Annotated in this window: 25 protein-coding genes; 21 read left to right on the top strand and 4 right to left on the bottom strand. The window is 61.2% G+C overall.

All coding sequences use genetic code 11. From position 1 onward, the window contains the following. Positions 1–47: 47 nt before the first annotated feature. Positions 48–662 (top strand): peroxiredoxin family protein, encoded by a 615-nt coding sequence (locus Q0974_RS07170; protein WP_299324296.1) that lies wholly within the window; start codon positions 48–50, stop codon positions 660–662. A gap of 33 nt (positions 663–695) precedes the next feature. Here Q0974_RS07170 and Q0974_RS07165 read toward each other — a convergent pair whose 3' ends face one another. The 3 genes from Q0974_RS07165 to Q0974_RS07155 form a co-directional block, all read right to left on the bottom strand. Further along, on the bottom strand, positions 696–2,030 hold the full coding sequence (locus Q0974_RS07165) for a DEAD/DEAH box helicase (protein WP_299324294.1): 1,335 nt from the start codon (positions 2,028–2,030) through the stop codon (positions 696–698). A 251-nt stretch (positions 2,031–2,281) separates the two neighbouring features. Further along, the gene (locus tag Q0974_RS07160) at positions 2,282–2,938 is read right to left on the bottom strand and encodes a DUF2461 domain-containing protein (RefSeq protein WP_299324292.1); all 657 of its coding nucleotides are present in this window, start codon (positions 2,936–2,938) and stop codon (positions 2,282–2,284) included. 13 nt (positions 2,939–2,951) lie between these two features. Beyond that, positions 2,952–3,326, bottom strand: a complete 375-nt coding sequence (locus tag Q0974_RS07155) for a DoxX family protein (protein WP_299324291.1) — start codon at positions 3,324–3,326, stop codon at positions 2,952–2,954. A gap of 112 nt (positions 3,327–3,438) precedes the next feature. On the opposite strand from Q0974_RS07155, the gene Q0974_RS07150 reads away from it, so the two are divergent. The 14 genes from Q0974_RS07150 to Q0974_RS07085 all read left to right on the top strand — a co-directional run bounded on the left by Q0974_RS07150 (position 3,439) and on the right by Q0974_RS07085 (position 14,139). Then, positions 3,439–4,008 carry a NifU family protein gene (locus Q0974_RS07150; protein WP_299324289.1) on the top strand — a complete coding sequence of 190 codons (570 nt, stop codon included), beginning with the start codon at positions 3,439–3,441 and terminating at the stop codon, positions 4,006–4,008. A 28-nt stretch (positions 4,009–4,036) separates the two neighbouring features. Then, positions 4,037–4,627, top strand: coding sequence for a malonic semialdehyde reductase (locus Q0974_RS07145; RefSeq protein WP_299324288.1), 591 nt, complete (start codon positions 4,037–4,039; stop codon positions 4,625–4,627). Positions 4,628–4,642: 15 nt separating this feature from the next. Then, complete coding sequence (gene tsaB, locus Q0974_RS07140) at positions 4,643–5,257, top strand: tRNA (adenosine(37)-N6)-threonylcarbamoyltransferase complex dimerization subunit type 1 TsaB (RefSeq protein WP_299324286.1); 615 nt, start codon at positions 4,643–4,645, stop codon at positions 5,255–5,257. Next, a complete protein-coding gene (gene rimI / locus Q0974_RS07135; RefSeq protein WP_299324285.1) occupies positions 5,254–5,748 on the top strand; it encodes a ribosomal protein S18-alanine N-acetyltransferase in 495 nt (164 codons plus the stop codon). Before tsaB ends, rimI begins: the two co-directional genes overlap by 4 nt. A gap of 98 nt (positions 5,749–5,846) precedes the next feature. After that, entirely contained in the window at positions 5,847–6,269 is a 423-nt protein-coding gene (locus Q0974_RS07130) for a MucR family transcriptional regulator (RefSeq protein WP_299324277.1), read from the top strand. Between the two features lie 70 nt (positions 6,270–6,339). Next, entirely contained in the window at positions 6,340–6,762 is a 423-nt protein-coding gene (locus tag Q0974_RS07125; RefSeq protein ID WP_299324275.1) for a Fur family transcriptional regulator, read from the top strand. A 9-nt stretch (positions 6,763–6,771) separates the two neighbouring features. Continuing rightward, positions 6,772–7,509 carry a 1-acyl-sn-glycerol-3-phosphate acyltransferase gene (locus Q0974_RS07120; RefSeq protein WP_299324273.1) on the top strand — a complete coding sequence of 246 codons (738 nt, stop codon included), beginning with the start codon at positions 6,772–6,774 and terminating at the stop codon, positions 7,507–7,509. Further along, entirely contained in the window at positions 7,506–8,294 is a 789-nt protein-coding gene (locus tag Q0974_RS07115) for a 1-acyl-sn-glycerol-3-phosphate acyltransferase (protein ID WP_299324272.1), read from the top strand. The genes Q0974_RS07120 and Q0974_RS07115 overlap by 4 nt, the downstream gene beginning before the upstream one ends. Positions 8,295–8,302: 8 nt before the next feature. Then, positions 8,303–8,938 (top strand): hypothetical protein, encoded by a 636-nt coding sequence (locus tag Q0974_RS07110; RefSeq protein ID WP_299324269.1) that lies wholly within the window; start codon positions 8,303–8,305, stop codon positions 8,936–8,938. A gap of 53 nt (positions 8,939–8,991) precedes the next feature. Continuing rightward, positions 8,992–10,329, top strand: coding sequence for a tRNA (N6-isopentenyl adenosine(37)-C2)-methylthiotransferase MiaB (gene miaB, locus Q0974_RS07105; RefSeq protein WP_299324267.1), 1,338 nt, complete (start codon positions 8,992–8,994; stop codon positions 10,327–10,329). Next, positions 10,329–11,321 carry a PhoH family protein gene (locus tag Q0974_RS07100; RefSeq protein WP_299324265.1) on the top strand — a complete coding sequence of 331 codons (993 nt, stop codon included), beginning with the start codon at positions 10,329–10,331 and terminating at the stop codon, positions 11,319–11,321. The genes miaB and Q0974_RS07100 overlap by 1 nt, the downstream gene beginning before the upstream one ends. Then, a complete protein-coding gene (ybeY, locus tag Q0974_RS07095) occupies positions 11,318–11,842 on the top strand; it encodes an rRNA maturation RNase YbeY (RefSeq protein ID WP_299324263.1) in 525 nt (174 codons plus the stop codon). The genes Q0974_RS07100 and ybeY overlap by 4 nt, the downstream gene beginning before the upstream one ends. A 12-nt stretch (positions 11,843–11,854) precedes the next feature. Then, entirely contained in the window at positions 11,855–12,763 is a 909-nt protein-coding gene (locus Q0974_RS07090) for a hemolysin family protein (RefSeq protein ID WP_299324260.1), read from the top strand. Beyond that, positions 12,760–14,139, top strand: a complete 1,380-nt coding sequence (locus Q0974_RS07085) for a sorbosone dehydrogenase family protein (RefSeq protein ID WP_299324258.1) — start codon at positions 12,760–12,762, stop codon at positions 14,137–14,139. Before Q0974_RS07090 ends, Q0974_RS07085 begins: the two co-directional genes overlap by 4 nt. On the opposite strand, the gene Q0974_RS07080 is transcribed toward Q0974_RS07085, so the two are convergent. After that, positions 14,136–14,561 (bottom strand): VOC family protein, encoded by a 426-nt coding sequence (locus Q0974_RS07080; protein ID WP_299324255.1) that lies wholly within the window; start codon positions 14,559–14,561, stop codon positions 14,136–14,138. The genes Q0974_RS07085 and Q0974_RS07080 overlap by 4 nt on opposite strands. Positions 14,562–14,649: 88 nt before the next feature. Between Q0974_RS07080 and lnt the strand changes: the two genes are divergently transcribed. The 6 genes from lnt (at position 14,650) to Q0974_RS07050 (ending at position 21,538) form a co-directional block, all read left to right on the top strand. Beyond that, positions 14,650–16,176: an apolipoprotein N-acyltransferase gene (gene lnt, locus Q0974_RS07075; RefSeq protein WP_299324253.1), complete on the top strand. Its 1,527-nt coding sequence runs from the start codon at positions 14,650–14,652 to the stop codon at positions 16,174–16,176. An 82-nt stretch (positions 16,177–16,258) separates the two neighbouring features. Continuing rightward, positions 16,259–17,491 (top strand): methionine adenosyltransferase, encoded by a 1,233-nt coding sequence (gene metK / locus Q0974_RS07070; RefSeq protein ID WP_299324251.1) that lies wholly within the window; start codon positions 16,259–16,261, stop codon positions 17,489–17,491. 89 nt (positions 17,492–17,580) lie between these two features. Next, the gene (locus Q0974_RS07065) at positions 17,581–18,810 is read left to right on the top strand and encodes a DUF418 domain-containing protein (RefSeq protein WP_299324249.1); all 1,230 of its coding nucleotides are present in this window, start codon (positions 17,581–17,583) and stop codon (positions 18,808–18,810) included. Next, positions 18,807–20,324, top strand: a complete 1,518-nt coding sequence (locus Q0974_RS07060) for an AMP-binding protein (RefSeq protein ID WP_299324246.1) — start codon at positions 18,807–18,809, stop codon at positions 20,322–20,324. Before Q0974_RS07065 ends, Q0974_RS07060 begins: the two co-directional genes overlap by 4 nt. Beyond that, a complete protein-coding gene (gene trmB / locus Q0974_RS07055; RefSeq protein ID WP_299324244.1) occupies positions 20,321–21,010 on the top strand; it encodes a tRNA (guanosine(46)-N7)-methyltransferase TrmB in 690 nt (229 codons plus the stop codon). The genes Q0974_RS07060 and trmB overlap by 4 nt, the downstream gene beginning before the upstream one ends. Then, positions 21,011–21,538 (top strand): hypothetical protein, encoded by a 528-nt coding sequence (locus tag Q0974_RS07050; protein ID WP_299324242.1) that lies wholly within the window; start codon positions 21,011–21,013, stop codon positions 21,536–21,538. Positions 21,539–21,603 lie beyond the last annotated feature (65 nt).

Here is a 21,603-nt window from a genome sequence, read left to right as displayed (position 1 = left end):
TTTTTTCGCGAATAGGAAGCCGGACATCTTTTCGGGAGTTTCGAAGCATGCGCGCAACAACCATCTTTTTCATCTCGGCGGCCGCCACGCTCGGTATCGCGGCCTGTACCCAGGACACGGCGTCCGAAACCGAACCGGCGGAACAGGCCGAACAGATCGAGAGCGAACCGATGGAGCATTCGGGGCCGGCAGTCGGCGAGGCCATTCCCGCCGATTTCCTGACCCTCGATGCGACAGGCGCGGAACGGCGCCTCGACGATCTGGTCGGTGAAAACGGCATCGTGCTGGCCTTCAACCGGTCCGCCGACTGGTGCAGCGTATGTCAGGCGCAGCTCGTCGAATTCCGCGATCTCGAGGCCGATCTCGAAGCGCGCGGCTATACGCTGGCGACGCTGAGCTATGACGCCCCGGCGGTTCTCGCGGAATTCTCCGAGCGCGAGGATATCGGCTACACAATGCTGTCAGACGAAGGCTCGGCGATGATCGACGCTTTCGACCTGCGCGACCCGCAATATGGCGAGGGAAGCTTCGCCAACGGCGTGCCGCGCCCGGCCATCCTGGTGATCGGCACGGACGGTACGGTGCGCGCCAAGATGGTCGAAAGCGACTATCGGGAGCGCCCGGAACTCAGCGATATTGTGGCGGCGGTCGACGCGCTCTAGGCGCTACTCCACGCCGTTCGACTCATCATTTAGTTAGCGGTTGCCCTGGCGCTTCACCGCGCCGCGATGGGCCCCGACGCCGTTCTTGTTGCGATTGCGGCGACGGCGGCGTTTTTGGCCCTGTCCGTCTGCGCGTTCGCCGCGGCGGCGATTGTGCGATTTGGGTTTACCGTTTCTCGGTCCCTTGCCATGGCTGCGCGGCGCAGCCTTGGGCAGTTCTGCCGCTTTGGCGACGAAATCCTCGGGCAGGGCCCGTTTGTCCAGCCGAATGCCGGTCAGCCGTTCGATCGCCTTCAGATAACCGCGCTCGTCTTCGTCATTCACGAAGGAGATGGCGATCCCGCTCGCCCCGGCCCGGGCCGTACGGCCGATCCGGTGCACATATTGCTCGGGCACGTTCGGCATATCGAAGTTGAAGACATGGCTGACGGCCGGGATGTCGATGCCGCGCGCGGCGATATCGGTCGCGACCAGATATTTGATCTCGCCCGAGCGGAACGCCGCAAGCGCGGCTTCGCGCTGTGGCTGACTCTTGTTGCCGTGGATCGCGGCGGCCCCGATCTTCGCGCCGGCAAGGAAGCGGACGATGCGGTCCGCGCCATGCTTGGTGCGCGAAAATATGAGCGCACGCTTGATATCCTCGTCGCGCAGCGTCATCGTCAGCAGCGCCTGCTTTTCCTTCTGCCCGACAAAGGTCGCATACTGTTCGACGCGCTCGGCCGTGGTCGCCTGCGGTGCGACCGACACTTTGACTGGCTGGTAGAGGAATTTGTCGGCGAGATTGGCGATATTCTTCGGCATGGTTGCCGAGAAGAACAGACTCTGCCTGCGCTGCGGCAGGAGCTTTTCGATCCGCTTGAGATCATGGATAAAGCCGAGGTCCAACATCTGATCGGCCTCGTCGAGAACGAAAATCTCGACATCTTCGAGCGTCAGCGCCCGCTGGTCGATGAGGTCGAGAAGCCGACCCGGCGTGGCGACCAGAACATCGACGCCATTTTCAAGCTTGCGTTTCTGCTTGTTCACCGGAACGCCGCCGAACACTGTCTCGATCCGCATCCGCAGATATTTGGCATAGCCGCGCATACTGTCCGCGATCTGGCTCGCCAGTTCGCGGGTCGGCGAGAGGATGAGCATGCGGCAGGCTTTGGCGCGGCGAGCACCCTCTTCCTCGGCCAGATAATCCAGCGAAGGCAGGGCAAAAGCTGCCGTCTTGCCGGTGCCGGTCTGCGCAATGCCGCACAGATCGCGACCGTCGAGCAGCGGCGGGATCGCCTGCACCTGGATCGGCGTCGGCGTCGTATAGTCTTTCGCGGCAAGCGCGCGCTGAATGGGTTCGGCCAGGCCGAGATCGGAAAATTTGGTCAATGGTTATACTCACATAGGCGGCATGCAGGCGCGCACCGTCATCGGGTGCGCAGCCGCATGGCGCGGGTTGCGAAACGACCCGCGTGATAAGGGAAGCCTCAGGAAATTCGTGCGCTGGTTACCGGCCGGTTCCGCTTGGTGGCGGACGATCACGCTGCCGATTGTTGGGAGAAGCAGGATATCCGCTTCATGCTGCGCTGCAGCGCATATGGGTTATGTTGCGCAAATACGCAAGCAAATTGCGCGAAAGGCTAAAAAGCGACCCCGATCGAGTCCGCAATGAATCGCATAAGCGGCGCGGCCCTGCGGAACTGCGCTTCCACTTCGTCCTCCAACTTTTTCGACCGGGCGAGCGTTTCCGTGCCCTCATGCATGGCGAAAAAGCTCTTGCGTTTCAGGTCCTCGATCAGTTCGTGCTCGGGGTCGAAACCCTTGGGCCCGCGCTTCAGCTGATTGCCGCGAACGTCGATGCCCGCGACCGCGTCGCGCCATTCGCCGGGCTTGTCGACGATCCGCTGCCGGATCGCACGCAGCGGCTCGGACGGCGGCTGCCACACACCGCCGCCGAAGAAGCATTTGCCCGGTTCGAAGTGCACGTAAAAGCCCGGCGCATGCGCATCCTTGCCCGCCGCGTGGCGGAACTGGCAGCCGACATGGGTCTTGTACGGCGTCTTGTCCTTCGAGAAACGCGTATCGCGATAGATGCGGAACATCGATCCGCCATTGGGCCGCGGGTCGACGACGATATGCTCGCTGATTGCATGGACGCGCGGCGCCATCCGTTCGATGAAGGCGGAAATCGGCGCAACGACCTCCGCCTTGTAATGATCCTTATTCGCGTTGAACCAGTCGCGATTATTATTGTCGGTCAATTCCCGCAGAAAATCGAACAAGCTTTTCGGGATCATGGCGCGACCGCCCTCAGTCCGTGCCGCCCCGGCGCGCGTCGATGCTGAGCATACCGGCGCCATGGGTGTAGAGGATCAGGAAACCACCGGCGACCGAGAAATTCTTGAGCATCGCGCCGATATCGATCCCACCGTCTTCGGCTGGATGGTAGAAAACTCCGGTCGCGATACAGAATAGCGCCAGCGCGACGGCCGCGTAACGGGTAAAAAAGCCTACGATAATCATCAGGCCTGCAACGATTTCGAATATGGCGGTTGGCCAGGCCATGAAACCCGGCACCGGCCCCGTCTCGAGAAATCCGGCCAGCCCGTCTATTCCCTGCGTTTTGTTGAAGCCCGCCATCACAAATAGCGCGCCCAGCAAAATCCGACCCAGCAATACGATCATTGCAATTCTCCTCTCATGAACCCGTTACCAACCTGTTCGCCAACCCATCCCCTGTCAAATGGAAAACCCGCAACCTCTTGATCCTAAAGCCCCGAAACGCCATGTCGAAGTCATGCTGATAGAAACCGAAACCACGCCCAATCCGGCAACACTGAAATTCCTGCCCGGCCAACAGGTTATGGCGACCGGCACCCGCGATTTCGCGGCGCCCGAAGAAGCGAGTGTCTCGCCGCTTGCCGAAGCGCTGTTCAATCTCGGCGACGTAACGGGCGTGTTCTACGGTTATGATTTCGTCTCGGTGACGGCGGCGCAAGGCGTCGACTGGGCAACGCTCAAGCCCGATGTGCTCGGCGTGATGCTCGACCATTTCGCGAGCGGAGCCCCCCTGTTTAAGGAGGGCAATACCGCCGATATCGCGGTGCCGGCGGAAAGCTTCGACGACGATCCTGAGGACGCCGAGATCGTGGCGCAGATTCGCCAATTGATCGAAACGCGCGTGCGCCCGGCCGTCGCCCAGGACGGTGGCGATATCGTCTATCGCGGTTTTCAAGAGGGCAAAGTGTTTCTGCAGATGCAGGGCGCCTGTTCGGGCTGTCCTTCGTCCACCGCGACGCTCAAACAGGGCATCGAGCAGTTGCTCAAACACTATGTGCCGGAAGTGACCGAAGTTCGCGCGATCTGATCCGAACCGTTTCCAAGAGGGGATATCGATGGGAAAGCCGCTGTCTGACGACGCGCTCGACACGATCTTTCGTACCGCGCGCACCTATAACGGCTATCACGACAAGCCGGTCACCGAAGACCATATCCACCAGATATACGAGCTGCTGAAAATGGGGCCGACATCGGCCAATCAGCAACCCGCACGCTTCGTCTGGTGCATGAGCCAGGACGCGAAGGACACGCTCGCCGACTGTGCATCGGAGGGCAACAAGGACAAGATCCGTGAGGCGCCTGCGGCCGTCGTGATCGGCATGGATCCCGATTTCCACGAAGAGCTACCCTGGCTGTTCCCGCATACCGACGCGAAAAGCTGGTTCGAGGGCGATCTCGAGGCGCGCAAGGACCACGCCTTCCGCAACAGCTCCCTGCAGGGCGCCTATTTCATCATTGCCGCGCGCGCGATCGGCCTCGATACGGGGCCGATGTCCGGCTTCGATCATGACAAGGTCAATGCGGCCTTTTTCGACGGGACCAAGCATAAGGCGAATTTCATCTCGACGCTTGGCTATGGCGATCCGGAAACGATTTTCGACCGCAGTCCCCGGCCCGAATTCGACACGTTCAACCGCATAGCCTGATCCGCGCGAGCCAGCATGATCCTCGCAATCGATACCGCCTCCGACGCCTGTTCGGTGGCGCTGATCGATGGGGAAGAGCTTGTCGCGGAGCGGCACGAAATCGTCGGGCGCGGCCATGCGGAAAAGCTGGTGCCGATGATCGCGGAACTGCCAGGCAGTGGCCGTGCGGATACCATACTCGTCGATTGCGGGCCGGGCAGCTTTACCGGGCTGCGTGTCGGCCTCGCCACCGCCCGGGCGCTCGGCCTCGGCTGGGGGGCAAACGTGCAAGGTTATTCGGCACTCGCTTTGATGGCCGCCATGACCTTTTCCGATGGCGCCGCAGCCGATAGACTGGCGGTAACGATTCTCGGAGGTCATGGGGAAATGTTCGTGCAGCGCTTCAGCAAGGAACCCTTTGCCGAAATCGCGCCGCTCGCATCCTTGCGGCCGGAGGCGGCCGTTGACGTAATTGAAGAACCGCTATTGGTCGGCAACGCGGCGGCCGAACTTGTGGCACTGGCGGAAACCGGGAAGGCCATCGAACTCTATCCCCGCGCCGCAGAAGTCCGCCGGCTTCCGCAATCCTTCCGGGCCTTGCCGCCCAAGCCGATCTATGGCCGGGCGCCCGATGCGCGCCCGCCGCAATGACGATTATCGCATCTCGCGACGAGCCGGCGACCAGCGCCGCGCGTCGCGATCTCGACGCTGTGATGGCAATCATGGACGGCGCGTTCGATCCGCGTTTCGGCGAAGGCTGGTCGCGCGCGCAGTGCCGGGGGATGCTCGGTGATACAAACAGCTGGATTATCGTAGACCGGCAGGACGACCGGCCGGTCGGTTTTGCCCTCTCCCGGATGATCGTGGACGAAGCGGAATTGCTGCTCATTGCTGTACAGCCTGAATATCGCGGCAAGGGGATCGGGCGCAATATGCTGAAGGAGGTCGCGCGGACGGCGAGAGCGCGCGGCGCCGCGCGGCTGCACCTCGAAGTCCGGGACGGAAATGCGGCGGCCGATCTCTATTCCGCCATCGGATTCGAGCAAATCGGGCGGCGGAAAAACTATTATAGCGGTCGTGACGGCGAACATTTCGATGCAATAACGTTAGCACTTCAACTAGATGCGCCTGCTGAACAATAATTGCGATAAAAGCAGTTGATTTATCCATTTCGGATATACATCACTACGCATATCGCACGATGCGACGAGTTAACAGATTACGAATAGGATGACTTTCGATGACCGATACTGTCGACATGACCGAAACTCTAATAACGCTGACGGCAGATATCGTGTCTGCACATGTTAGCAATAACAGCGTCGCCGTTTCGGATCTGCCGCTTCTCATTCAGAATGTTCACAACGCGTTGAGCGAGCTCGACGAAGCCAATGCCCCGGAAGAAAAACCAGAACCGGCCGTCTCCATCCGGTCGTCGATCAAGCCGGACTATATCGTCTGCCTCGAAGACGGGAAGAAGCTCAAAATGCTCAAGCGCCACCTGATGACGCATTACGGCATGACTCCGGACGAGTATCGCCAGAAATGGGGCCTGCCCGCCGATTATCCGATGGTATCGCCCAACTATGCCGAACAGCGCCGTAAGCTGGCCAAGAAGATCGGTCTCGGCCGCAAGCCTGGGGCGCGGCGGAAAAAGAGATAAACGCCGTTTAATCGCGGCTGCAGTTCGCTCGTCCCTTTTCAGCCCCGGGGTTATCCTCTAGACTCATCTTATGAGCCGAAAGATAGATATCGAAGCGCTGTGTGCGGAAAAAGGGTTGCGCATTACCGAACAGCGTCGCGTGATCGCTGGCGTCTTATCGGAAGCGGACGATCATCCCGATGTCGAGGCCTTGCACGAACGCGCTTCGAAAGTGGACAGCGGCATTTCGATTGCAACGGTGTATCGGACAGTTCGGCTGTTCGAGGAAGCCGGCATTCTGGAACGCCACGATTTCGGCGACGGCCGGGCGCGCTACGAGGCCGCCGCGGACGATCATCATGATCATTTGATCGATGTCGAAACCGGTAAGGTCATCGAATTTGTCGACGAGGAGCTGGAAGAACTGCAGCGGCGTATCGCCGAGAAACTCGGTTATCGGCTCGTCGATCATCGGATGGAGCTGTATGGCGTGTCACACAATCGCGACGGCTAGGACCGCGCGTTGATACGCTTCCTTTTCCGCCTTGCCTGGCTCGCCGGGCTGATTCTCTTTTGCGTACCGCTCCATTTGCTCTGGCGTTTGTTCCGGCAACGCTCTCCTTGGCCGCAGCGCTTTCTGGGCTGGTGCGCCCGGGCCTGCGGGATGCGTGCGACGGTCATCGGTGAACGCGCGCCCGGAACGATCCTTTTCGCGGCCAATCATCAGAGCTGGATGGACATATTGCTGATCGGCGGCGCGACCGGCGCGTCCTTCGTATCCAAGGAATCCGTCCGCCGCTGGCCGATCGCCGGCTGGCTCGCGACGATGGTCGGCACGATCTATATTGCGAACAGCGATCGCCGCGCGGCCGGCGCGCAAGCGGAGCGTATCCGTCGCGCCCTGCATGACGGTCTGTCTGTCGCCTTCTTCCCCGAAGGCAAACTCAACAACGGCAAATTGATGCCCTTCCGTCCGGCCCTGTTCGGATCGGTTATCCCGCCGGTCGACCATATTTCCGTACAGCCGATCGCGCTCGATTATGGCGAGCATAGCGCCGATCTGATCTGGCCAAGCGGCAGCCATGCGGGCACGAATGCACGCAAGATATTCGCGCGGCGCGGCGTCGAAGATGTGACGATCCATCTGCTGGAGCCGATCCCGATCGACGAAGAGTCACATCGGAAGGACATCGCCGAACAGTGCGAAACTGCAATCGCCAAAGCTCTTGGAATAGATGTGGCGCAGCGCCAAGCGGCATGAGCACGGAAAACCCGGAAAGCTATCCGCCCATCGGATTTTTCGGACCCGTCAGATTTCTCCTCCGGCTGATCGCTATGTTCGGGCTTCTGGGCGTGTGCCTGATCTTGCACGGCGGATACCGGTTGGCGGGTCAGGCATCGCCCTGGCCGCCGCGATTTCTGTTCGGTATCGCCTGGATCCTCAACATCCGCATCGTCACCGAAGGCGTCCCCTTGAAGGAAGACGTTTTCTATGTCTCCAATCATCTGAGCTGGATCGACATTCCAATCATCGGCGGCGTCACGCGCTCGGCGTTCGTTGCCAAGGCGGAAATCCGCAGATGGCCGATCACCGGCTGGCTGGCGACGCTCAATCACACGGTTTTTGTGTCGCGCGGCGACCGGCTCGGCGTCGGCCGGCAAATCGAAGAGCTGAAAGAAGCGATTGCCGATCATCAGCCGATCACGATCTTTCCCGAAGGCACGACGACCGACGGCACCAGCCTGTTGCCGTTCAAACCCTCGCTTTTCGCCGTGCTCGTCCCGCCCCCGCGCGGTATCCGCGTCCAGCCGATCCTGCTCGATTTTCAAGGAACCGGGCCGGAAGTCGGATGGATCGGCACCGAAGGCGCTTTGCACTATACATGGCGCATCATGTGCCGGCGCGCGGTGATACCGGTGCGCATAGTGTTCCTGACCCCGTTCGACCCGAGCCATTGTAACGACCGCAAAGAGATTGCCGCCACGGCGCGCGAGCAAATCCGGCAAGCGCTCTCCGCTTCTCTTGGCGGCCGAGCTGTCCTATAGTTACATAAATGGCAACATCACGTGAGGCAGATTTGACGTCTTCTCAGCTCAGCCCACGCGTTAAGGAACTAATTTCCAAGTTTACCGCGCAGCCCGATCCAACTTTCGTAGCGCAGATTTGTAACGCAATGAAGAGGTGCGTTGCGGCGGTAAATGATGGGGTGGGCGATCCAAAGCAAAGCCTCTCTGAACTAGAGAAACTGACTGGCAAGGAGTGGCAAGAAGAGACCTTCTTCGAGATATGGGGCTGGACAAGTGAAGAGGAACTTGCCGAAGCCGCTGCCATCGATTTTCCTGAACCTCTATCCGATATGAGCGAAACCGAGCTAGCACAAATAGTCGACTTTCATCGATCAAACGGGGGGCAAATTTGGGAAGACAGGTTGTTTGAATACTTGGAAGCAAGTCTTCCAACGGCTTTTTCAACTGACCTCCTTTTTTGGCCCTATCGCGATATGACTCCATTCGAGGTTGCTCAGGAAGTCACAAAGCGCAAAAAGATACTCGGCCAATCGGGGCTGCGAGGTTTACGGGAGTATGAACTCAAGCTCGCGCAAATGGTTTTGGAAAATCCGAAAGCGAAGCCTTACAGTAGGCAATGGGCGAAAGGAATTCTTCGAAGTCGTCGAAAGAACCATGATTAGCCGCAAACCTGATGGTTGCACCTAATACTGCGGTAAACTAGATGCGGCGGCCTATGCATGACAAGCCTCTACCAAAGAGCTATTTCGTCAAGAGCTTCGGCTGCCAGATGAACGTCTATGATGGCGAGCGCATGGCGGAGTTGCTGGACGCGAAGGGATTGTCGCCCGCCAAGGATGCGGACGCGGCCGATCTCGTCGTGCTCAATACCTGCCATATCCGCGAAAAGGCGGCCGAGAAGGTCTATTCGGATATCGGGCGGATGCGGCGAGAGGACGGATCGACACCGATGATCGCGGTTGCGGGCTGCGTCGCGCAGGCCGAGGGGGCCGAAATCCCGCGCCGGGCGAAAGAGGTGGATATCGTCGTCGGTCCACAGGCCTATCATAATCTGCCTGAGCTCGTCGCTAAAGCTGCGCGCAGTGAGAATGCACTCGACACCGATATGCCAGCGGATTCGAAATTCGGCGCGCTACCGAAGCGCGCGAAACAGGCGCCGAGCGCCTTCCTCACCGTGCAGGAAGGCTGCGACAAATTCTGCACCTATTGCGTCGTGCCCTACACGCGCGGCGCCGAGATATCGCGCCCATGGGGTGCGATTATCGACGAGGCCAAGGCGCTGGTCGATGCGGGCGCGAAGGAAATCACGCTGCTCGGCCAGAATGTGAATGCCTGGTCCGCCGAAGACGATACAGGACGCACGCAGGGCCTGGACGGTCTGATCCGCGCGCTCGACCGGATCCCCGGCCTCGCGCGCATTCGTTATACGACGAGCCATCCGAACGACATGACCGAGGGCCTGATCGCCGCCCATGGCGAGGTCGAAACGCTGATGCCCTATCTGCATCTGCCCGTACAGTCCGGCTCCGATCCGATCCTCAAGGCCATGAACCGCAGCCACAGCGCGGAAAGCTATCTGGCGATCATCGAGCGCATGCGCGCCGCCCGGCCCGATATCGCAATCTCCGGCGACTTCATTGTTGGCTTCCCGGGCGAAAGCGATGCGGATTTCGAGGCAACGCTCGATATCGTGCGGGCGACCGATTACGCGCAAGCCTTCTCGTTCAAATATAGCGCGCGTCCCGGTACCCCGGCCGCCGAGATGACCGACGATTTCGTCGCGCCGGAACTGGCCGACGAGCGGCTGCAGCGGCTGCAGGCGCTGCTCAACGAACAGCAGCTCGCCTTCAATCGCAAGACCGTCGGCAAGCGTACACAGCTGCTGCTCGAACGCGACGGCCGCAAACCGGGGCAGCGGATTGGCAAATCGCCCTGGCTGCAATCGGTGCATCTCGAAACCGATGCGCCGATCGGCGCGATGATCGACGTCGATATCATCAGCGCCGGGCCGAAGAGCCTTGGCGGCGCGCTCGCCGAAAGAGAGGCCGCCTGATGGCCAGGAAAAGCGCAGCGAAAGCCGATAAGGGGCAAACGCGAATCGATTTGGAGTTCGAACAGCAACAGCTACTCGGCGGTCTGTTCGGTGAATATGACCAGAATCTCGTGGCCATCGAAAACCGGCTCGGCGTCTATATCGCCGCGCGCGGCAACCAGCTGACGATCGAAGGCGATGCGGAGAATGCCGAACGCGCGCGGGATGTGTTGACCGGTCTCTATAATCGCCTCGCCAACGGACAGGAAATCGATGCCGGCGCCGTCGAAGCCGTGATCGCGATGTCGGCCGAGCCGACGCTCGACGGTGTGGTGCGCAAAGACGTGTCCGAACCGCCCAAGGTGATGATCCGGACGCGCAAGAAGACGATCGTCCCACGCTCGATCACCCAGACGCGCTATATGGAGGCGTTGGCGCGCGACGACGTGATCTTCGCACTCGGCCCGGCGGGCACGGGCAAGACCTATCTCGCCGTCGCCCAGGCCGTGCATCAGCTGATAACCGGTTCGGTCGACCGGCTGATCCTCTCGCGGCCGGCCGTTGAAGCGGGCGAACGGCTTGGCTTCCTGCCGGGCGATATGCGCGAAAAGGTCGATCCCTATCTGCGCCCGCTCTACGACGCGCTCTACGATATGCTGCCGAGCGACCAGGTCGAACGCCGGATTACGAGCGGCGAAATCGAGATCGCGCCCATCGCCTTCATGCGCGGGCGGACGCTGGCCGATGCCTTCGTCATTCTCGACGAAGCGCAGAATACCACGCCCGCGCAGATGAAGATGTTCCTGACCCGCTTCGGCGAAAACAGCCGGATGGTGGTCTGCGGCGACCCGAAACAGGTCGATCTGCCCGGCGAAGGCGTGTCCGGTCTGGCCGATGCGGTATCGCGGCTCGAAGATATCGAGGGCATCGCGACCGTCCGTTTCGGCGTCGGCGATGTCGTCCGCCATCCGGTCGTCGGCCGGATCGTCGAAGCCTATGAGGGCGCGGGATGATTGCAGTCGCGATACAATGCGGCGATGCATGGACTGACGAAACGAACTGGAGCGAACTTGCGCTCAAGGCCGTCACGCAAGCAGCTCTCCAGACACCCCATGGCGATCTCGTTAACGAAGCGGCCACCGTCGAAATATCGGTGAAACTGACCGACGATTCCGAAGTGCAGGCGCTCAACGCCGCCTATCGCGGCAAGGACAAGCCGACCAACGTGCTGTCATTCCCGATGGTCCAGACCGACATGCTCGCGGGCCTCGCGAATAGCGACGATGGCGAGATATTGCTCGGCGATATCGTGCTGGCTCATGGCGTGTGCACCGCCGAAGCCAAAGCCAAGCATATTGCCATCGCCGATCATGCGACCCATCTTATTGTCCATGGGATGCTGCATTTGCTAGGCTATGACCATGAAACAGGCGAAGCCGAGGCCGTCGCGATGGAAGCCATGGAGCGATCTGCGCTCGCGGCCCTCGGCATCGCCGATCCATACGAACCTATTGTGAACCTGCACGAGGTATAGCACACCAACTCCATGCCAGAGGAATCGAGTAGCACCGCCCCTGCCGAAAATGGCGGCGGGCGATTATGGAAAGGGCTTCGCGGCCTGATTTTCGGCGAAAATGGCGAAGCGACGCTGCGCGACGAGCTGGAAGCGGCGATCGACGAGCATCAGGCCGAACCGGAAGATAAGAGCGATCTTTCGATCGTCGAACGGCAGATGCTCAAGCGGCTGCTCCACTTCGGCGAGACAACCGCCGACGATGTCTGCGTACCGCGCGCCGACATCATTGCCGTCGAGGAGCAGGAGAGCTTCGATACCGTCGTGAAGGTGTTTTCCGAGGCCGGGCACAGCCGCCTGCCCGTCTATCGGAACAGCCTCGACGAAGTGATCGGGATGATCCACATCCGCGATATCTTCGCCGCCTTGGTATCGGACGAACCGCGGCCCGAAAGCATCGAAAGCTTCATCCGCGAACCGCGCTATGTGCCTGAATCGATGGGCGTGCTCGACCTGCTCGCCGAGATGCAGGTTACGCGCACCCATATGGCCATTGTGCTCGACGAATATTCGGGCACCGAGGGTATCGTGACCATCGAGGATATCGTCGAGGAAATCGTCGGCGAGATCGAGGACGAGCATGACGAGGAAGCAAGCGAGCTGCTGACCGAAACGCCGCAGGGCCATTGGGAAGCCGAAGCGCGCGCCGAACTCGATGACGTCGCAGAGATCATCGATGAACGGCTCGGCGAGATCGACGAAGATGTCGATACGCTGGGCGGCCTCGCCTTTGTGCTGGCCGGGCGCGTGCCGGTCGAAGGCGACCGGCTCGACCATCCGAGCGGCTGGCAGATCGAAGTGACGGATGGCGACAGCAAACGCGTGACCCGGCTGAAACTCTATCCGCCCGCGGACGATGAGAAGGACAAAGACGACACATGACGCGCAGAAGATTAATTCTGATCCCCTTCGCCCTGATCGTATTGGGCATCATCGTCTGGCTTATGGTTCGCCCGCACCCGGCGCGGCTCAGCGTCGAAGCGGTCAGCGGGCCGACCCCCGAACTTGTCGAGCCGCGCGCCGAGACCTTTCCGACGATCAATGTCGCCGAGGCGACCGGCTGGGAGGACGGCGAAATGCCAACGCCGGCCGAGGGACTCGAAGTCAATCTGTTCGCGGACGATCTCGATCATCCGCGCTGGATGCTGACGCTGGAAAATGGCGACGTGCTGGTCGCGGAAACCCGTGCGCCACCGCGCGAATATAGCGGCATCTCTGGCTGGTTCGAACGCCGGCTGATGACCCGCGCCGGCGCGCTCGGCCCGTCGGCTAACCGCATCACGCTGCTCCGCGACGTCGATGGCGATGGCACCGCGGATCAGCGCACGGCGTTGCTCGATGAATCGAACGGCATGAACTCACCCTTCGGCATGACCGTCGCCGGCGGCTTTCTCTACATCGCCAATACCGATGCGCTGATCCGCTTCCCGTTCGAACCGGGGCAGACCGAGATCGAGGGCGAAGGCGAGTTGATCGTCGAACTACCCGCCAATGCACCCAACAGCCATTGGACCAAGAATGTCGTGGCCAGCCCCGACGATCCCAATCTCCTGTACGTAGCGGTCGGCTCGAACTCCAATATCGGCGAGCGCGGCATGGCGGCCGAGGAAAACCGCGCGGCGGTGCTCGAGGTGAATGTCGAAGAGCGCGATTTCCGCATCTTTGCCGCGGGCCTGCGCAATCCGGTCGGCCTGGACTGGGAGCCCACCCGCAACCGGCTCTACACAGTCGTCAACGAACGCGACATGCTGGGCGGCGATCTCGTGCCCGATTATCTGAGCGAAGTCGTGTTCGGTTCGAATTATGGTTGGCCCGGCATTTATTGGGGCCGCTATCTCGACGAACGCGTCGAACCGCTGACGCCGCGCATGGCCCAATATGCGCGCGTGCCCGATTATGCACTCGGGCCGCATACCGCCTCGCTCGGCCTGGAATTCGCGGATCGCGCGCGACTCGGCAGCCGCTTTAGCAATGGCGCCTTTATCGGGCAGCATGGGTCCTGGAACCGCCGTCCGCGCTCCGGTTACAAGGTCGTGTTCGTCCGGTTCGAAAATGGCCGCCCGGTTGGCGAGATGATCGACGTACTCACCGGCTTTCTCGATGGTGACGAAGCGCGCGGCCGCCCGGTCGGCGTGATGACGGATGCAACCGGCGCACTACTGGTCGCCGACGATGTCGGCAATCGCATCTGGCGCGTCAGCAACCCTGATGCACCGCCCCGCGAACCCGAGCCGGAAACGGAAGAAGCTGCGGGCTAGTCTTTCGCGAAAATCTGGCCGCGATCCCGGAACGCCTTGAATTCAAGCGCGTTGCCGCTCGGATCGCGCACGAACATCGTCGCCTGCTCGCCGGGTTGCCCTTCGAACCGGACATAAGGTTCGATGCCCCAGGGAGTCTCGGTCGCTTCGAAACGATCGCGCAGCGCAGCGAAATCCTCCCAATCGAGCACCGCGCCGAAATGCGGCACGGGCACGTCATGGCCGTCGACTGCATTGCTGACAGCACGGGCAGTGGCATTCGCGGCGAGATGAGCGACGATCTGGTGCCCGAAGAAATCGAAATCGATCCAATGATCGTCCGACCGTCCTTCGTCGCATCCGATGATCTCGCCATAGAAACGCCGTGCCGCGTCCAGATCATGCACGGGAAAGGCCAGATGGAATGGCGGGAGGTCGGTCATGCGTCCGCCATAGGCCAAAACCGCCCTTGCTGGAACGCCCGTCCGGATAGCGATTGAAATAGTCCCCCACCCGCGCGATAGCGCTCGCATGCGCGCGCTATTCGTCGCTTTCGCCGCCGGGGCGGTATCGGCCACCGGATTCGCCCCGCTCGGCCTGTGGCCGTTAACGCTGGCCGCATTCGCCTTGCTGATCGCGCTTACACTTAACGTCGAACGGATGCGCTCTGCCTTCGCCATGGGATGGGTTTTCGGCTTGGGGCATTTCGGCCTGGGGCTCAACTGGATTGCCACCGCCTTCACCTATCAGGCGGCCATGCCCGCCTGGCTCGGTTGGGTCGGGGTGTTCATCACCGCCGCCTATGTTGCGCTGTTTCCGGGCCTCGCAACGGCACTGGCATGGCGAGTCGGCAAGGCGATGCCGGTCACCTTCGTTCTCCTGTTCGGCGCCACCTGGATCCTGGCCGAATATCTGCGCGCGACGATCCCGCTCAATTTTCCGTGGAACCCGCTCGCGGCCATCACAGTGGCGAGCATGGACAGCGAGGCGCTGCTGACCCCCGCGACGCGCATCATCGGCACCTATGGGCTTTCTGGCCTGCTCATCCTGCTTTCAGGCGCGATATTCCTCATATTTCGCGACAGGCGGTGGTCGGCTTTGGCGATGTTGGTCGGCATTCCTGCCATCGTCAGTCTGGCCGGTTTTGTGACTCTGCCAAATTCGACCACGCAATCGCCCGACGCGGATCGTCCATTGATCCGCGTCATCCAGCCCAATATCGACCAATCGGAAAAATGGGACCCGGCTTTCGCCGCGCGCAATTTCGCGCGATTGACGGAAACGACCGGACAAACCGGTGATGCTCCGCGCCTGATCTTCTGGCCCGAGGCGGCCGTGCCGGAATTCATCGAAGACGAGCCCCTCGCACGCTTCCGGATCGCCAGCCTGCTCGGCCCGGACGATATCCTCCTGCTGGGCGCCACGAAGCTGATCGTCGAAACCGGGGAGGATGGCCGCCGCCGGGCCGTGGGCGCACGCAACAGCCTTTATGCGATGAATGCCGAGGCGGAGATGCTCGGGCGGTACGACAAGGCGAACCTTGTGCATTTCGGCGAATATCTGCCGCTCCGCGGATTCTTCGAAGCGGTCGGCATGTCGCGCCTCGCGCCCGGTGATCTCGATTTCTGGCCGGGCCCGGGACCGCAGACGTTGGAACTGCCCGGTTTCGGCAGCGTCGGCGGACAGATTTGCTACGAGATCATCTTTTCCGGCCGGACTGTCGATCCCGGCAACCGGCCCGATTTTCTCTTCAATCCCTCGAATGACGCCTGGTTCGGCACCTGGGGTCCGCCCCAACATCTTGCGCAAGCGCGGCTCAGGGCCATGGAAGAGGGCCTGCCGGTGATCCGCTCGACACCGACCGGGATATCGGCGGTGATCGATGCCGGCGGCCGCGTGGTCGAGCATCTGCCCTATCTCGAAGCGGGGACTATCGATGCAGCCCTGCCTGCTGCCGATGCCCCGACGGTCTTTGCGCGCTACGGCAACATCATCCCGCTGATATTCGCCTTGCTGCTCGCCGGATTGGCGTTTGCACTCATGCGGCGCCCCCGCTAAGGCACATAAGGAATTCTTTATATGTAGACCGGACGTGCCGACACGGCTTCGCCGGTCTTTCTTTATCTGATCGAGGAAAAGCATGCGCAGCAATTATCTCTTCACGTCCGAAAGCGTTTCCGAGGGACATCCGGACAAGGTTTCCGATCAGGTTTCGGATGCCATCGTCGATCTGATGCTTTCCAAGGACCCCGAAGCGCGGGTTGCCTGCGAAACCATGACGACGACGCAGCGGGTCGTGCTGGCCGGCGAGATTCGGTGCAAGCCGATGTACGATGCGGACGCTTATGCCGATAATGGTGGCTGGGCTCCCGGCGCGCGGGACGAGATCGAGGAAGCCGTGCGCGGCACGATCAAGGACATCGGGTATGAGCAGGATGGTTTTCACTGGAAGACACTGAGCTTCGAAAATCATCTGCACGGCCAATCCGAACATATCGCGCAGGGCGTCGATGCTGGCGATGAAGGTTCGAACAAGGATGAGGGCGCGGGCGATCAGGGCATCATGTTTGGCTTTGCCTGCGACGAGACGCCGGACCTGATGCCGGCGACGCTCGATTACAGCCACAAGATTCTTCAGCGCATGGCCGCAGACCGGAAGAGCGGCGTCGCGCCGTTCCTCGAACCCGACAGCAAGAGCCAAGTGACGTTGCGTTTCGAGAACGGCAAGCCCGTCGCCTGCACGGCGATCGTCGTCTCGACCCAGCACGCTCCCGGCTATCATGAGGGCGAGAAAGAGGCTGAACTCAAAGCCTATGTAAAGAAAACGGTCGCGGACATCATTCCGGCCGACCTTTTGTCCGACGACACCGTCTATCACATCAACCCGACCGGCGCGTTCGAGATTGGCGGACCGGACGGCGATGCCGGACTGACCGGCCGCAAGATCATCGTCGACACCTATGGCGGCGCATCCCCGCATGGCGGCGGCGCGTTCAGCGGCAAGGATCCGACGAAGGTCGATCGCTCGGCGGCCTATATCACCCGTTATCTGGCGAAGAATATTGTCGCCGCGGGTCTTGCCAAGCGCTGCACCATTCAGCTCGCCTATGCGATCGGCGTTTCCGAACCGCTTTCGCTCTATGTCGACACCCATGGGACGGGGACGGTCGACGATGCCGCGATCGAAGAGGCCATCATGAGCATTCCGGCCCTGGGCGGGCTCACGCCGCGCGGTATCCGAGAACATCTCGGCCTGAACAAGCCGATCTACCGGCAGTCGGCCGCCTATGGCCATTTCGGCCGCGCGGCCGAAGGCGACAGCTTCCCCTGGGAAAAGACCGATCTGGTCGACACGCTCAAAGCAGCGCTTTGATCTCCCGGGTGTCTGGCTTCACGCGAAGTGCTCCTCGCGAGGCTCGTACTAGAAGACAATTTTACCGGGAATAGCTAGACACTGGCCCGATGAACGGGGCTGTCCGCCATATGGAGCTCGACGCCGTTCGCGGCTTTGCCGTGATGGGCATCGTGCTGATGAACATCTTCTTCTTCGCGATGCCATCGGCCGCCTATTTCAACCCCCGCGCCTGGGGCGGCATGGAGACACCCGATCTGGCCGCCTGGGCGCTGAGCTTCGTCTTTGTCGAAGACAAGATGCGCGGATTGTTTCTGGCCCTGTTCGGCGCGAGTGCCATGCTCGTTATCGAGCGTACGCGAAGCCGTGGGGGAAATGGCGCGCGCCGGCATTGGGTGCGGATGGGCTGGTTGCTCGTTTTCGGCCTCGCCCATGCGGTCCTGCTCGCCAATAATGACATTTTGCGGCTCTACGCGATCACCGGCCTGGTCCTGCCGCTCTTCGCCAATCTCTCGGTGCGTGGGTTGCTGATCTGGACCGGCGCGCTGCTATGCGTGCACCTTGCGGCCCTCGGTTATCTGGCGCTGAACTGGCTGGCGGCTCATCGCTATGTTTTGGATAATCCGGAAGAAGCTCAGATTCTTACCTTGCAGGAACGGATGTTCGGCGTCGATCAGTCGGCAATCGAGGCGCAGCACGCACTGTTCACCGGCGGCTATGGCGATATCGTCGCCAGCCGGCTCGCCAATGTCGAAGGGCCGCTGATCGGCCTCGCGGCCATGCTGCCGATCACCTTGGCCGGAATGCTGCTCGGCGTGGCGTTGTTGCGCTCGAACATGCTGACCGGCGGCTGGGACACGGCGCGCTATCGCCGCTGGGCTGTCATCGGCTTTGTCGGCGGCGGCATTCCGCTTGCCATGCTCGCCGCATGGGCCTTTGCCAGCGATTTCGCCGCAGTCGTAATCGGCGCCAATGCGCTGGTCTGGTCCGCACCCTTCGACATGTTGATGACGGTGGGTTGGGCGGCCCTGTTGATACTGACGATTCGCCGCTTCGCCGAGAGCCGGTTGATCGCACGCGTCGCGGCCGCCGGCCGGGTAGCGCTGACCAACTATATCGGCGCAAGCCTGGTGCTTGGCTTGATCTTCTATGGCTGGGGGCTCGGGCTCTTCGGTCAGATCGGGCGGATCGAGGCCTATCCCTTTGCATTCGGCACGATGGTGCTCATGTTGCTCTGGTCGAAACCCTGGCTTGCGCATTTCCGCTATGGACCGCTCGAATGGCTCTGGCGCAGCCTGTCGCGTGGGCGAGTCGAAAAACTGAGAGGTGCAGCGGCATGAGCGATACGGCCAATCTCTACGATCTATTCTCCAATGCCGCCGCGCGCGCCGGAGACAAGCCATGCCTGGTCGAGGGGTCCGAAATCCGCCTTGCCTATGCTGATCTCGACATGGCGACGGCGCGGCGCGCGCGGGCGCTGGCCGCACTCGGCGCCAAACCCGGCGAGCGGATACTCCTTCAGGTCGAGAAATCCATCGAGAATGTCCTGCTCTATCTCGCAAGCCTGCGCGCGGGGCTTGTTTATGTGCCGCTCAACACGGCCTATACGGCGGCCGAACTCGATTATTTCATCGGCGATGCTGAGCCGGCGATCATCGTCTGCGATCCGGCGAAGGAAGCCGCAATCGCGCCACTCGCTGATGATGCCAAGGTGCTGACGCTCGATGCCGATGGCCAGGGCAGCCTTGCCGCACTGATCGCGGAAACCGAGGGTGAGGATTTCGAAACCGTCGCGCGCGCGCCCGACGATCTGGCGGCCATCCTCTATACATCCGGCACTACGGGTGTCTCGAAGGGCGCGATGCTCAGCCATGACAATCTCGCGTCCAACGCGCTGGTGCTCAAAGACTATTGGCGCTGGCAGCCGGACGATGTGCTGATCCATGCGCTACCCATCTATCATTTGCACGGCCTGTTCGTGGCACTGCATCTCGCGCTGCTCGGCGGTTCGACGGTCCGTTTTCACCGATCTTTCGACACCGATGCGATCATCGCCGATTTACCCCGATCGACGGTGTTAATGGGAGTACCAACCTTCTACGTGAGGCTCGCCGATCACCCCGAGCTGACCTCGGGGACAAGCGCCAATATGCGGCTTTTCATCAGCGGCTCTGCGCCGTTGCTCGAAAGCACATTCGCCGATTTCGAGACCAAGACCGGCCACCGCATTCTCGAACGTTACGGGATGACGGAAGCAGGCATGATTACCTCCAATCCCTATGATGGCGACCGGGTGCCCGGCACAGTCGGCTTCCCGCTCCCCGGCGTCAGTGCCCGGGTGTGCGACGAAAGAGGCGAGGAAGTGGAACGCGGCGAGCCCGGTGTGCTCGAAATCAAGGGCCCCAACCTGTTCCAGGGCTATTGGAAGAAGCCCGACAAAACCGAAGAGGAGATGCGGCCCGACGGCTATTTCGTGACCGGTGACATTGCGACCATGGATGCGGACGGCCGTGTGGCGATTGTTGGCCGGGCGAAGGATCTCATCATCGCGGGCGGGCTCAACATCTATCCGAAAGAGATCGAATTGGCGCTCGACGCCGTGCCGGGTGTGTTCGAAAGCGCCGTGATCGGCGTCCCGCATCCCGATCTCGGCGAGGCGGTCGTCGCCATCATCGTCCGCGAAGACGAAGCGGTCGGCGAAAGCGCTATTCTCTCCGCCATCGAAACCCAACTCGCCCGGTTCAAACAGCCACGCCGCGTCATCTTCGCAAACGCCCTGCCCCGCAATGCGATGGGCAAGGTGCAGAAGGCGAAACTGCGCGAAGACCATGCAGAACTATTCGCCGCACAATGACTGAGGATCCCGCCACCATCCGCCGCCTATACGGTCGCTCGAAAGGCCATAAGTTGCGTGCCGGCCAGCAGGCCATGCTCGAGACCATGCTGCCCGAATTTGCGATACCGGAAGACGGGCCGCTGACGGCCGAGCAATTATTTGGCGGCACGCGCCCGCTCGAATTCGAGATCGGCTTCGGGTCCGGCGAACATCTCGCCGCGCAGGCCGAAGCGCGACCCAAAACCGGCTCTATCGGCTGCGAGCATTACGAAACCGGTGTCGTCGGGATGCTGAAGCATATCCGCGATCGCGATCTCACCAATGTCCGAATCCATATGGGCGACGCGCTGGATGCGCTGGAGCGCCTGCCCGACGCCTCGCTCGACCGGCTCTATCTGCTGCACCCCGATCCCTGGCCGAAAAACCGGCACGCAAAACGGCGCATGGTCAATTACGGGCCGCTTGATATGATCGCGGCCAAGCTGAAGCCCGGCGGCGAATTCCGGCTGGGCACGGACGATCCGACCTATTGCCGCTGGTCGATGATGATCATGGGCCAGCGTGAGGACTTTGAATGGCAGGCCAAAACACCGCGTGATTTTCTCGATCGCCCGGCCGACTGGCCGGAGACGCGATACGAGGCCAAGGCGCGCAAAAAAGGGCATGAAGTGTGGTATTTCCGGTATCGGCGGAAGGACCGATAGATGCGTAACCTCGTTGCCCTTATCATTCTGTACGCGATGATCCCCTTCGAAGCGTCAGCCTGCAGCTGCATTCGATATTTCTCGCAAGAGGCTGCGGCGGCTGCTCGAAGCGATGCTCTCGAACGGATCGCGCAAAATGCGAGCGTTTTTCGGGGCGCGGTCGTCACCGGCATCGACCTGGACGAACGCCGCGGTGAACGGATTCAGGTCATCGAACCGCTGATCGGCGAGACGCCGGAAACCGTGCAACTCTGGACGCATTTCCTGGAACAAGGAATATTGATGAACAGCTGCATGCCGAGAACGCCACCTGTCGGCGAGGAACATGTCTTCGTCGTCTTTCCGTTTGACGAAGCCGCAGCTCTGGACCGAAGCCGCGAAATCGAGGCCGGCGCGACAGATTACCGCTCGGCCATGCCAAATGCTCCGGCCGATCAGTTCTTCACGCTTGTCGATTATTGCACGATGCGGCTCTTCGATCTCGACGCGACGATGGAGCGCGCGCGCGAACTCGGCCGCGCGCACTGACGCTAAGAGCATTCAAAAGAAAGCGGCGCATCCGATAGACAAAGACTATCGATCAGTGTCGAAAC

The organism is Parasphingopyxis sp., from assembly GCF_028279465.1.
Classification (GTDB): domain Bacteria; phylum Pseudomonadota; class Alphaproteobacteria; order Sphingomonadales; family Sphingomonadaceae; genus Parasphingopyxis.
This window is presented reverse-complemented; position numbering and strand designations above follow the sequence as displayed.

Excerpts from the sequence above, each read along its gene's own strand:
- Q0974_RS07170 (WP_299324296.1), top strand. The coding sequence starts at position 48 with ATGCGCGCAACAACCATCTTTTTCATCTCGGCGGCCGCCACGCTCGGT.
- Q0974_RS07160 (WP_299324292.1), bottom strand. The coding sequence starts at position 2,938 with ATGATCCCGAAAAGCTTGTTCGATTTTCTGCGGGAATTGACCGACAAT.
- Q0974_RS07155 (WP_299324291.1), bottom strand. The coding sequence starts at position 3,326 with ATGATCGTATTGCTGGGTCGGATTTTGCTGGGCGCGCTATTTGTGATG.
- Q0974_RS07150 (WP_299324289.1), top strand. The coding sequence starts at position 3,439 with ATGCTGATAGAAACCGAAACCACGCCCAATCCGGCAACACTGAAATTC.
- Q0974_RS07145 (WP_299324288.1), top strand. The coding sequence starts at position 4,037 with ATGGGAAAGCCGCTGTCTGACGACGCGCTCGACACGATCTTTCGTACC.
- tsaB (WP_299324286.1), top strand. The coding sequence starts at position 4,643 with ATGATCCTCGCAATCGATACCGCCTCCGACGCCTGTTCGGTGGCGCTG.
- rimI (WP_299324285.1), top strand. The coding sequence starts at position 5,254 with ATGACGATTATCGCATCTCGCGACGAGCCGGCGACCAGCGCCGCGCGT.
- Q0974_RS07130 (WP_299324277.1), top strand. The coding sequence starts at position 5,847 with ATGACCGATACTGTCGACATGACCGAAACTCTAATAACGCTGACGGCA.
- Q0974_RS07125 (WP_299324275.1), top strand. The coding sequence starts at position 6,340 with ATGAGCCGAAAGATAGATATCGAAGCGCTGTGTGCGGAAAAAGGGTTG.
- Q0974_RS07115 (WP_299324272.1), top strand. The coding sequence starts at position 7,506 with ATGAGCACGGAAAACCCGGAAAGCTATCCGCCCATCGGATTTTTCGGA.
- Q0974_RS07110 (WP_299324269.1), top strand. The coding sequence starts at position 8,303 with ATGGCAACATCACGTGAGGCAGATTTGACGTCTTCTCAGCTCAGCCCA.
- miaB (WP_299324267.1), top strand. The coding sequence starts at position 8,992 with ATGCATGACAAGCCTCTACCAAAGAGCTATTTCGTCAAGAGCTTCGGC.
- Q0974_RS07100 (WP_299324265.1), top strand. The coding sequence starts at position 10,329 with ATGGCCAGGAAAAGCGCAGCGAAAGCCGATAAGGGGCAAACGCGAATC.
- ybeY (WP_299324263.1), top strand. The coding sequence starts at position 11,318 with ATGATTGCAGTCGCGATACAATGCGGCGATGCATGGACTGACGAAACG.
- Q0974_RS07090 (WP_299324260.1), top strand. The coding sequence starts at position 11,855 with ATGCCAGAGGAATCGAGTAGCACCGCCCCTGCCGAAAATGGCGGCGGG.
- Q0974_RS07085 (WP_299324258.1), top strand. The coding sequence starts at position 12,760 with ATGACGCGCAGAAGATTAATTCTGATCCCCTTCGCCCTGATCGTATTG.
- Q0974_RS07080 (WP_299324255.1), bottom strand. The coding sequence starts at position 14,561 with ATGACCGACCTCCCGCCATTCCATCTGGCCTTTCCCGTGCATGATCTG.
- lnt (WP_299324253.1), top strand. The coding sequence starts at position 14,650 with ATGCGCGCGCTATTCGTCGCTTTCGCCGCCGGGGCGGTATCGGCCACC.
- metK (WP_299324251.1), top strand. The coding sequence starts at position 16,259 with ATGCGCAGCAATTATCTCTTCACGTCCGAAAGCGTTTCCGAGGGACAT.
- Q0974_RS07065 (WP_299324249.1), top strand. The coding sequence starts at position 17,581 with ATGAACGGGGCTGTCCGCCATATGGAGCTCGACGCCGTTCGCGGCTTT.
- Q0974_RS07060 (WP_299324246.1), top strand. The coding sequence starts at position 18,807 with ATGAGCGATACGGCCAATCTCTACGATCTATTCTCCAATGCCGCCGCG.
- trmB (WP_299324244.1), top strand. The coding sequence starts at position 20,321 with ATGACTGAGGATCCCGCCACCATCCGCCGCCTATACGGTCGCTCGAAA.
- Q0974_RS07050 (WP_299324242.1), top strand. The coding sequence starts at position 21,011 with ATGCGTAACCTCGTTGCCCTTATCATTCTGTACGCGATGATCCCCTTC.